This is a genomic window from Actinoplanes teichomyceticus ATCC 31121 (assembly GCF_003711105.1).
GTDB lineage: Bacteria > Actinomycetota > Actinomycetes > Mycobacteriales > Micromonosporaceae > Actinoplanes > Actinoplanes teichomyceticus.
Map to the genome: position 1 here is coordinate 6594411 of NZ_CP023865.1, position 11664 is coordinate 6606074.

At 71.7% G+C, this 11664-nt stretch carries 5 protein-coding genes; 3 read left to right on the top strand and 2 right to left on the bottom strand.

Annotated elements, in window-relative coordinates:
- Positions 1 to 60: 60 nt before the first annotated feature.
- Positions 61 to 3606, top strand: a complete 3546-nt coding sequence (locus ACTEI_RS28950; protein ID WP_122980546.1) for a discoidin domain-containing protein — start codon at positions 61 to 63, stop codon at positions 3604 to 3606.
- A gap of 43 nt (positions 3607 to 3649) precedes the next feature.
- Here the strand turns inward: ACTEI_RS28950 and ACTEI_RS28955 are convergent, their stop codons facing one another.
- Both ACTEI_RS28955 and ACTEI_RS28960 read right to left on the bottom strand, forming a co-directional pair.
- Positions 3650 to 5812 carry a bifunctional SulP family inorganic anion transporter/carbonic anhydrase gene (locus ACTEI_RS28955; RefSeq protein ID WP_122980547.1) on the bottom strand — a complete coding sequence of 721 codons (2163 nt, stop codon included), beginning with the start codon at positions 5810 to 5812 and terminating at the stop codon, positions 3650 to 3652.
- A gap of 223 nt (positions 5813 to 6035) precedes the next feature.
- Positions 6036 to 7106: an NAD-dependent epimerase/dehydratase family protein gene (locus ACTEI_RS28960; protein WP_122980548.1), complete on the bottom strand. Its 1071-nt coding sequence runs from the start codon at positions 7104 to 7106 to the stop codon at positions 6036 to 6038.
- Positions 7107 to 7337: 231 nt separating this feature from the next.
- Here ACTEI_RS28960 and ACTEI_RS28965 point away from each other — a divergent pair, with 231 nt between their 5' ends.
- On the top strand, positions 7338 to 9890 hold the full coding sequence (locus tag ACTEI_RS28965) for a carboxylate--amine ligase/circularly permuted type 2 ATP-grasp protein (protein WP_122980549.1): 2553 nt from the start codon (positions 7338 to 7340) through the stop codon (positions 9888 to 9890).
- Complete coding sequence (locus ACTEI_RS28970) at positions 9890 to 11662, top strand: N-acetylglutaminylglutamine amidotransferase (protein ID WP_122980550.1); 1773 nt, start codon at positions 9890 to 9892, stop codon at positions 11660 to 11662. The genes ACTEI_RS28965 and ACTEI_RS28970 overlap by 1 nt, the downstream gene beginning before the upstream one ends.
- The last annotated feature ends 2 nt before the right edge of the window (positions 11663 to 11664 follow it).

The window sequence follows — 11664 nt, forward strand, 5'->3', positions numbered from 1 at the left end:
CCGGCGGGCGGCTCCCCACCGGGCCGCCCGCCGTCCCCCGGAAGAAAGGTGCGCTCCCGCATGTCCAGATTCAGGCTGACAGCCGCGGCGGCGGCCGCAAGTGTGGTCGCCGCCCTCCTGCACGCACCGCCCGCCCTGGCCGCCGGACCCGACCTGGCGGCCGGCAAGACCTTCAGCGCCAGCAGCCACACCGACGTCTATCCGGCCGGGAACGCCGGCGACGGCAACGCCAACACCTACTGGGAGAGCGACAACAACGCCTTCCCGCAGTGGCTGCAGGTCGACCTGGGCACGGCCACCCGGATCGACCAGGCCGTCCTCAAGCTCCCGCCGGCCGCCGCGTGGGGCGCCCGCACGCAGACCCTGTCGATCCAGGGCAGCACCGACGGCAGCAGCTTCAGCACGCTCGAGGCGAGCGCCGGGTACACCTTCGACCCGGCCACCGGCAACACGGTGACCGCCGACTTCGGCGCGGCCAGCGCCCGCTTCGTCCGGCTGACCTTCACCGCCAACACCGCCTGGCCCGCCGGTCAGCTCGCCGAGCTGCAGCTCTACGGCCCGGCCGGCGGCGACAGCCAGGCCCCGAGCGCGCCCGGCAACCTCGCCTACACCCAGCCGGCGAGCGGACAGATCCGGCTGACCTGGAGCGCGTCCACCGACAACGTGGGCGTGACCGGCTACGACGTCTACGCCAACGGCCAGCTCCGGACCAGCGTGGCGGGCAACGTGCTGACCTACACCGACAACCAGCCGGACGGGGCGACCGTGGCGTATCACGTGCGCGCCAAGGACGCGGCCGGCAACGTGTCGGCGAACAGCAACACGGTCACCCGCGCCGGCGCGCCGCAGACCGGGACCAACCTGGCCGTCGGCAAGCCGATCGAGGCCAGCTCGACGGTGCACACGTTCGTGGCGGCCAACGCCAACGACGACGACACCGCGACGTACTGGGAGGGCAGCGCGTACCCGGCGAACCTGACGGTGAAGCTGGGCGCGAACGCCACCGTGTCGTCGGTGGTGGTCAAGCTCAACCCGGCGTCCGCCTGGGGCACCCGGCAGCAGACGGTCGCGGTGCTCGGCCGCGAGCAGTCGGCCTCGGCGTTCACCACGATCGCGGGCTCCGCGACGTACACCTTCGATCCGGCCTCCGGGAACACGGTGACCATCCCGGTCTCCGCGACCACCGCGGACGTCCGGCTGGTCTTCACCGCCAACACCGGCGCGCCCAGCGGCCAGGTCGCCGAGTTCCAGGTGATCGGCGCCCCGGCGCCGAACCCGGACCTGACGGTGACCGGCCTGTCCGTCGCGCCGGCCGCGCCGGTCGAGACCGACGCGATCACGCTGTCGGCCACGGTCCGCAACGCGGGCACGGCCGCGTCCGCGGCCTCCTCGGTCACCTTCTACCTGGGTACGGCGAAAGCCGGCACCGCCCCGGTCGGCGCGCTGGCGGCCGGCGCCTCCGCGACCGTCACCGCCTCGATCGGCGCCCGGGACGCGGGCAGCTACCCGCTCTCCGCCCGGGTCGACGAGGCCGGCTCGATCGTCGAGAGCAACGAGGCCAACAACGCCTACACCCACCCGGCGGGCCTGGTCGTCACCCCGGTCAGCAGCTCCGACCTGCTCGCGTCGGCGGTCACCTGGTCGCCGGGCAACCCGTCGGCCGGCGACCCGGTCCGCTTCTCGGTGACGCTGCGCAACCAGGGCAGCGCGGCCAGCGGCAGTGGCGCGCACACCGTGACGGTGACCATCCTCAGCGGCTCGGCCACGGTGCGGACGTTCACCGGCTCGTGGACCGGCACGCTGGCGCCGGGCGCGTCCTCGCCGCCGATCGGCCTGGGCCCCTGGACCGCGGTCGACGGCCGGTACACGGTCCGCACGGTGGTCGCCGACGACCCCAACGAGCTGCCGGTCAAGCGGGTCAACAACACCGGCGAGAAACCGTTCTTCGTCGGTCGCGGTGCCCACATGCCGTACGACATGTACGAGGCCGAGGACGGCGGCACCGGCGGGGGCGCGACGGTCGTCGGGCCCAACCGCACGGTCGGCGACCTGGCCGGCGAGGCGTCCGGGCGCCGGGCGGTCACGCTGAACCAGACCGGGGCGTACGTCCAGTGGACCACCCGCAACCCGACCAACACGGTGGTGGCGCGCTTCTCCATCCCGGACGGCACGACCGGCTCGGTGAACGTGTACGTCAACGGGTCGCTGGCCAAGTCCCTGCCGCTGACCTCGAAGTACGCCTGGTTGTACGGCGACGAGACGGCGCCGCAGAACTCCGGCACCGGCCCGCGGCACATCTACGACGAGGCGAACGTCATGCTGGCCGGCTCGGTCCCGGCCGGCAGCACGATCCGGCTGCAGAAGGACGCGGCGAACCCGGGCCCCATCGCGATCGACTTCATCAACCTGGAGCAGGTCACGCAGATCGCCAACCCGGACCCCGCCCGCTACGTCGTGCCGGCCGGTTTCGATCAGCAGGCCGTGCAGCGGGCCCTGGACGTCGCGCGCCAGGACAGCACCAAGGCCGGGGTGTACCTGCCGCCCGGCGACTACCAGACGTCGAACAAGTTCCAGGTGTACGGCAGGTCGATCCGGGTGGTCGGGGCCGGCCCCTGGTACACCCGGTTCCACACGCCGCAGAACCAGACCGAGACCGACGCCGGCTTCCGCGCCGACGCGACCGCCGACGGCTCGACGTTCGCGGACTTCTCGTTCTGGGGCAACTACACGATCCGGATCGACGGGCCGGGCAAGGTGTTCGACTTCGCGAACGTCTCCGGCATCACCATCGACAACATCTGGGCCGAGCACGTGGTGTGCCTGTACTGGGGCGCGAACACCGACCGCATGGTGATCCGGAACTCGCGGATCCGGAACACCTTCGCCGACGGCGTCAACATGACCAACGGCAGCACCGGCAACCTGGTCGACAACAACGACGCCCGGGCCACCGGCGACGACAGCTTCGCGCTGTTCTCGGCGATCGACGCGGGCGGCTCCGACGAGATCGACAACGTCTACTCGAACCTGACGAGCACGCTCACCTGGCGGGCCGCCGGCATCGCCGTCTACGGCGGGTACGCCAACACCTTCAAGAACATCTACATCGCCGACACGCTGGTCTACTCCGGCATCACGATCAGCTCGCTGGACTTCGGGTACCCGATGAACGGCTTCGGCGCGAGCCCGCCGACCGTCTTCGACAACATCTCGGTGGTCCGGGCCGGCGGCCACTTCTGGGGCGCGCAGGTGTTCCCGGCGATCTGGCTGTTCAGCGCGTCGAAGGTGTTCCAGGGCATCCGGGTCCGCAACGTCGACATCGTCGACCCGACCTACGCCGGGATCATGTTCCAGACGCAGTACATCGGCGGGCAGCCGGTGAACCCGATCAAGGACACGGTGTTCACCGACGTCACCATCACCGGCGCGCGGCGCAGCGGGGACGCCTACGACGCCCGCAGCGGTTACGCCGTCTGGGCCAACCCGATGCCGGAGGCCGGCCAGGGCCCGGCGGTCGGCTCGGCGACCTTCACCAACCTGCGGCTGAGCGACAACTACCGGGACATCGAGAACCCGACCAGCACGTTCACCATCACCCGCAACTGAGCGGGGGCGCCCGCCGCGCAGGACGCGGCGGGCGCCGGAGCGGTCAGGCGGCGTGCACCGGGCGGTGCACGCCGAGGTCCGGGTCCACCTGGTACATGCGGGCCTCGGCGATGTCGAAGTACATCCCGGCCAGCCGCAGCCGGCCGGCCGCCTCCGCGGCCTGCACCACCGGGTAGGTGCGCAGGTTGGCGAGCTGCTGCACCACGTTGTCGGTGCAGCAGCGCTCCTCGTCGTCCGGGTCGGTGAACCGCACCCCGGAGAGGGCGAGCCAGTCGCCGAGCGCCGAGCCGGGCTCGGCGGCCCCGGACATCAGGGCGCGGACCGCGCCGCAGCCGGAGTGGCCGCAGATGGTGATGGTGGTGACGCCGAGCACCTCGACCGCGTACTCGATGGCGGCGCCGACCGAGGCGTCCGCGCCTCCCGGCGGCGCGGAGGCGGCCAGCGGCCGGGGCGTGCCGGCCGAGGCGTGCGGCGGCACCAGGTTGCCGACGTTGCGTACGCAGAACAGGTCGCCCGGCCCGCTGGCGGTGATCAGGTTGGGCACCAGCCGGGAGTCCGCGCAGGTGATGAAGAGCTGTTCCGGGCGCTGGCCGTCGCGGGCCAGCTCGGCCAGCTGCGGCCGGACCAGCGGGGCGACGTTGCGCTCGAACTCGGCGATACCGGCCGCCATCGCGTCCTGGCGCTCCTGGTCGGTGGCCTGCCAGCGCGACCACGAGCCGATCAGGCGTGGTGTGCTCTTGCTGCCGCCGAGCCGGCCGGAGGTGGCCCGGCTGAACCAGGAGTCGTGCACCTCGCGGATGCGTACCCGGCCACCGGTCTTGGTGTACGCGTCCCGCCAGTTGCGGATGGTCTCGAACGCCCCGTGGTCCAGGTAGTCCAGGTGCAGCTCGATGTCGACGTCGCCACCGGGCGGCACCGCGCCGAGCTCCCGGGTGAGCCGGGCCGACTCGATGAACGCCAGGGTGCCGGTGATGGTGACCAGCCATTCGCCGGGCGCGCGCTGCACGGTGCGCATCTCACACCGGGTGAGCCGCCAGAGCACCAGCACCGCGGCGGTGGCCATGCCCAGCGCGACCCCGGTGAGCAGGTCGATGACGGCCACTCCGAGCGCCGTGACCGCATACGCCGCCAGCTCGCCGTGGCGCGCGTAGGTGCGGATCTGGGCCAGGCTGATCAGCCGCACCCCGACCACGATCAGCACCGCGGCCAGTACGGCCATCGGGATGGTCTCCAGCAGCCCGGCGCAGAGCAGCACGAACACCGCGATCCAGACGCCGTGCAGGATCGCCGAGGCGCGGGTGCGCGCGCCGGCCGCGACGTTGGTCGAGCTGCGCACGATCACGCCGGTGACCGGCAGGCCACCGAGCAGGCCGGAGACGGTGTTCGCGGTGCCCTGGGCGACCAGCTCCCGGTTGAGCTGGGCGCGCGGGCCGTCGTGCATCCGGTCCACGGCCACCGCGGACAGCAGCGACTCCACGCTGGCGACCAGGGCGATGGTGAACACCGCGACGGTGATCTGGTGCAGCGGCGCGTCCGGCCAGACCGGCGTGACGAGTTCGGCGAGCGGCTCGTCGGGCAGGTCCACCCGGGTCACGTCGGCGCCGGTGAACCAGGCCAGCGCGGTCACCGTGACCACCGCCACCAGGGCGGCCGGCAGCAGCGAGATCTTCACGTAGCGGGGCCAGAGCAGCAGGATCGCGACGGTGAGCAGGCCGAGCAGGGTGGAGACGCCGTGGTGCTCGACGATCTGGCCGGGCAGCTCCCGCAGGTTCCGCCAGGCCGAGCTCTGTGGCGCGCCGCCGAGCAGCACGTGCACCTGACTCAGTGCGATGACCAGGCCGATACCGGCCAGCATGCCGTGCACGACGGCGGGTGAGAGGGCGAGCGCGGCGCGTCCCAGGCGGGACACACCGAGCAGGATTTGGACGACTCCGGCGACCGCCACGATCGCTGCGGTGCCGGCGAACCCGAAGTCCGCCACGGCACCGGCCACGATCACGGTAAGTCCGGCGGCCGGTCCGCTGACCTGCAGCGGGGCGCCTCCGATGGCGCCCGCCACGATGCCACCGACAACGGCGGCGACCAACCCCGCCAGCAGCGGGGCCCCGGACGCCGCGGCGATGCCGAGCGACAGCGGGATGGCGATCAGGAACACGACGATGGACGCCGGCAAGTCCCGGCGCAACAACTGCGTCAAGTAGGACATACGCCCAAAATACCGAAATTTAGTTACTCAGTGATTATTAGACGCGCACTCTCAGGTAAAACACAGCAATCTCTACGGCCACTCTCTCAGCTCGCGGCCAACATCGCACACCGTGTGCGGCACCGGCACGAAAATGCTCCAGAAATGACGAAAGGGGTCGCGCAGCTCTTTCCCCGAAAATAGGGAAAAAGCCACGCGACCCCGATGGGTCACCGACCGGCCGTCAGGCCTTCCAGACGTCCTTGTTCGATTCGTACATGTCGCGCAGGATCATCGGCACGTCGTACGTCACCTTCCAGTCCGGGTAGTGCTCCTCGAACCGGGCGGTGCTGCTGATCCACCACTGGTGGTCGCCGGTCCGGTTCTCCGGCACGTACTCGGTGTCGGCGGGCCGGCCGGCGATCTCCGAGGCCAGCGCGAACGCCTCCAGCACGCTGCAGTTCGAGGTGCGGCCGCCGCCCATGTTGTACACCTCGGCGACGCGCGGCGCGGCGTGGAACGCCTCGAACGCCGCCACCAGGTCGTGCGAGTGGATCGCGTCGCGGACCTGCTTGCCCTGGTAGCCGAAGATCCGGTACTTGCGCTGCTCCATCACGCAGCGCATCACGTACGCCAGGAACCCGTGCAGCTCGGCCGCCGAGTGACCGGGACCGGTCAGCGTGCCGCCGCGGAACACCGCGGTCGGCATGTCGAAGTAGCGGCCGTACTCCTGCACCATCACGTCGGCGGCGACCTTGCTGGCCCCGAAGATCGAGTGCAGGCTGCTGTCGATGGTCATCGTCTCGTCGATGCCGCCGTACCACTTGTGGTCCTCCGGCAGCTCCCAGCGGGTCTCCTTCTCGACCAGCGGCAACGAGTTCGGCGTGTCGCCGTACACCTTGTTGGTCGAGGTGAAGATGAACGGCGCGTCGATCGCGTGCCGGCGGGTCGCCTCGAGCATGTTGATCGTGCCGACCGCGTTCACGTCGAAGTCGGTGAACGGCTCGCGGGCCGCCCAGTCGTGGCTCGGCTGCGCGGCGGCGTGGATCACCAGGCCGATGTTCTTCCCCAGCTTGGCGAAGAGCGCGTCCAGCCCGTCCCGGTCCCGGATGTCCAGCGAGTGGTGGGTGTAGCGGCTGCCGATCTCCCTGGTCAGCCGCTCCAGGTTCCACTTGGTGGAGCCGTCGGCGCCGAAGAAGTAGCCCCGCATGTCGTTGTCGACACCGACCACGTCCATGCCGAGCGCGGCGAAGTGCCGGACCGACTCGGATCCGATCAGACCGGCCGAGCCGGTGATGACGACGACGCTGCCCATCAGGACCTCCGCGGGATGTGGGTGCCGACGCCCGAGGTTACCGGTAGGCCGGAAGTCCCGGAGCCACCGCCCGGGCTTCAACGATCACCATGCTTGGCGAGAGCTCGAAATGGGCACGTCACAGATCTGCCACATCCGATGGGAAGGCTCCGGCGATACGCACGCTATGCCGGAACTAGTACAGCAGAGGCGGTCGTGATGACGGAGTCCCTTCCGGCACTTGATCCCCCCATGTCCGAGACGGACGCTCTGACCCTGGGCGTGGAGGAGGAGCTCCACGTCGTCGACCTGGCCACCCGGGAGCTGGTCCCGCGGGCCCCCGAGGTGCTCGACCAGCTCGACCCGCAACACTTCTCGGCCGAGCTGCACCGCACCGTCGTGGAGACGAACACCCCGGTCAGCGCCACCCTGGACGGCCTGCGCGAGGGCATCGCGGCCCGCCGCCGGGCGGCCATCGGCGTCGCCGAGTCGCTCGGGCTGGGCCTGGTCGCGGCGGGCACGGTGCCGCTGGTCGACCTGGACGCGCTGTCGGTCACCCCGACCAGCCGTTACCGCCGGATGCTGCACGAGTACCAGATGCTGGTCCGTGAGCAGCTGATCTGCGGTGCGCAGGTGCACGTCGGGGTGCCGGACGCCGACGAGGCGGTCGCGGTGGCCCAGCGCGTCACGCCGGCGCTGCCGGTGCTGCTGGCCCTCTCCACCAGCTCGCCGTACTGGATGGGCGAGGACTCCGGGTACGCCAGCGCCCGCTCCCTGGTCTGGACCCGCTGGCCGACCGCCGGCGACAGCGGCGTGCTGCACTCCGCCCAGGAGCACGACATGCTGGTCAACGACCTGATCGCGTCCGGGACGATCAGCGACCCGAAGATGGTCTACTTCGACGTCCGGCCGTCCGCGCACGTGCCCACCGTGGAGCTGCGGGTCACCGACGCCTGCCCGGACGTGGACACCGTCGTGCTGCTCGCCGGGCTGTTCCGGGCCCTGGTCCGGCGCGCCCGGCTGGAGCACCGGGCCGGCCTTCCGCTGCCGGCCGCCCGGCCACCGCTGCACCGGGCGGCGATGTGGCGGGCGGCCCGCTCCGGTCTGGAGGGCGACCTGCTCGACCTGCCCCGCTCCCCGATCCCGGTGCCGGCCGCCGTCGCCGTCGAGCGCCTGGTCGGCGACCTGCGGCCGCATCTGGAGGCGCTGGGCGACTGGGAGCAGGTCTTCGACCTGTCCGCGCGGGCGCTCAGCCGGGGCAGTTCGGCGTCGCGGCAGCGGCGCGCGCTGGCCCGCCGCGGCCGGATCGCCGACGTGGTCGATCTGCTGGTGACCGACACCCGGGGCGGCGCGACCGGGCCGCTGCGGGACGGGATGCTGGCGCCGGCCCGGCTCAGCCCGTACGCGGCCGCCGGGGACGAGGCCTTCCCGGGCGAGATCGCCGCGGAGTACGCCGGGATCGTGCCGGTGCTCACCGCGCTCGGCGCGACCGGGCTGCGGCAGCGCGAGGACGCCCGGGACGAGCAGCAGCGGGCCAACGGGGTGACGTTCAGCGTGGCCGGCGAGGCGGCCACCCGGCTGTTCCCGTTCGACCTGGTGCCCCGGGTGGTCCCGGCGGCCGACTGGAGCGCGTTGCGGGCCGGGCTGGCCCAGCGGGTCCGGGCCCTGAACGCGTTCCTCGCCGACGTCTACGACGACCGGCAGATCGTGGCCGACGGGATCGTGCCGGGGTGGGTCGTCGACGGCTCCCCCGAGTTGCGGGCCAGCGGAGCGCTGGTCGGCGCGCCCGGGGTGCGCGCCCAGGTGGCCGGAGTGGACCTGGTCCGGGACGCGGACGGCCGGTGGTGCGTGCTGGAGGACAACCTGCGGGTGCCGTCCGGGATCGCCTACGCCATGCAGAACCGCCGCCTCACCGAGAGCATCCTGCCCGAGCTGCCCCGGCCCCGGAACCTGATCCCGGTCGAGGACACGCCGCGGCTGCTCCGGCAGGCGCTGCTGGCCGCGGCCGGCCCGGCCGCCGGCGACGACCCGGCGCTGGTCGTGCTCAGCCAGGGACCGGACGACTCGGCCTGGTTCGAGCACCGGATGCTGGCCGAGGCGATGGACGTGCCGGTGGTGCGCAGCATCGAGCTGTTCGTCGACGACGGCCGGGTGTACCGGCTGCGCGACGGCAAGCGGTATCCGGTGGACGTGATCTACCTGCGGATGGGCGAGGACAGTCTGGTGCACTCGCCCGGCGCGGACGGGATGCCGCTCGGGCCGAGCCTGGTCTCGGCGGTGCACGCGCGGACCGTCACGCTGGCCAACGCGCTGGGCAACGGGATCGGCGACGACAAGGCGGTCTACGCGTACGTCCCCCGCATGATCGAGTACTACCTGGGCGAGAAACCGCTGCTGGCCGATGTGCCGACGTATCTGTGCGGGCTCGCCGACCAGCGCGCCGAGGTGCTGTCCCGGCTGGACGAACTGGTCTGCAAGCCGGTCGACGGGTACGGCGGGGACCGGATCGTGATCGGCCCGCACGCGACCGCCGGCGAGCTGGACGCGCTGCGCCGGCAGATCCGTGCCGCTCCGCACCGCTGGGTGGCGCAGGAGCTGGTCCGGCTCTCCACCCACCCGGTCTTCGACGGCCACCAGTTCGCGCCCCGGCACGTGGACCTGCGCGCGTTCGTGTTCACCGGCGACCGCCCGGTGGTCGCGCCGGCCGCGCTGACCCGGGTGGCCCCGGCCGGCAGCATGATCGTCAATTCGTCGCGGGGCGGCGGCTCGAAGGACACCTGGTTGATCGCAGAGGGAGGCATGTGATGTGTGGCATCGCCGGTGAGATCCGGTACGGCGAGCGGCCCGCGGACGCCGAGGCGGTCCGCCGGATGCTGCCCTGCCTGCAGTCGCGGGGCCCGGACGGGGAGGGGCTGTGGGAACACGGGCGGCTGGCCTTCGGGCACCGCCGTCTGCGGATCATCGACCTGAGCGACAACGGCCGCCAGCCGATGACCGACGACGAGCTCGGCCTGACCGTGGTCTTCAACGGCTGCGTCTACAACTACCGGCAGCTGCGCGAGGAGTTGCAGGGGCACGGCTACCGGTTCTTCTCCACCTCGGACACCGAGGTGATCCTGAAGGCGTACCACCGGTGGGGCGCGGACTGTGTCTCCCGCCTGTTCGGGATGTTCGCCTTCGCGGTGGCCGAGCACGCCAGCGGGACGGTCACCCTGGCCCGCGACCGGCTCGGGATCAAGCCGATGTACCTGGCCGAGGCGCCGGGGCGGCTGCGGTTCGCCTCGACGCTGCCGGCGCTACTGGCCGCCGGCGGAGTGGAGACCACGATCGACAAGGTGGCGTTGCAGCACTACATGACGTTCCACTCGGTGGTGCCGGCGCCGCGGACGATCCTCTCCGGGATCCGCAAGCTGCCGCCCGCCACGGTCCGGGTGATCAAGGCGGACGGCACGGCCTCGGAGCGCGTCTACTGGACCGCGTCGTTCGAACGGACCCGCGAGATGGGCCGCGACGAGTGGGCGCACGCGGTGCGGGAGAAACTCGACCTCGCCGTGCAGCGGCGGATGGTCGCCGACGTGCCGGTGGGCGTGCTGCTCTCCGGCGGGCTCGACTCCAGCCTCATCGTGGCGCTGCTGGCGCGGCGGGGCCAGCCCGGGCTGACCACGTTCAGCATCGGGTTCGAGCCGGCCGGCGGCGAGAGCGGTGACGAGTTCGTCTACTCGGACCTGATCGCCAAGCGGTTCGGCACCGAGCACCACCAGATCCGGATCGGACACGACCGGTTCCTGCCGGCCGTGGACCGTACCGTCGCGGCGATGAGCGAGCCGATGGTCAGCCACGACTGCATCGCGTTCCACCTGCTCAGTGAGGACGTGGCGAAGCATGTCAAGGTCGTACAATCTGGCCAGGGCGCGGACGAGATCTTCGCCGGTTACAGCTGGTATCCACCCCTCGCCGGCGTGCCCCGGGAGCAGGCCGTCGAGGCGTACGCGAAGGAGTTCTTCGACCGGTCGCACGCGGCCCTCGCCGGGCAGCTCAACCCGGCCTGGCACCTGGACCGCGACGAGGCCCTCCAGTTCGTGGCGGACAGTTTCGGTCGTCCCGGCGCGACCACCGCGGTCGATGCGGCGCTGCGGCTCGACTCGCAGGTGATGCTGGTCGACGATCCGGTCAAACGGGTGGACAACATGACTATGGCGTGGGGGCTGGAGGCGCGCGTACCCTTCCTCGATCACGAACTGGTGGAGCTCGCCGCGGCCTGCCCGCCCGAGCTGAAACTCGCCTCGGACGGCAAGGGGGTGCTCAAGGACGCGGCGCGCGGTCTGGTGCCGGACGAGGTGATCGACCGCACCAAGGGCTACTTCCCGGTGCCGGGCATCCGGCACCTGCAGGGCCCGATGCTGGCGAAGGTCCGCGACGCGCTGCACGCGCCGGCGGCCCGCGACCGCGGGCTGTTCCGGCCGGAGTACGTCGAGGCGCTGCTCGCCGACCCGAACACCCCGCGCACCACGCTCGGGGCCAACCAGCTGTGGCAGCTCGCGCTGCTGGAGATGTGGTTGCAGGACAAACAGATCTAGGG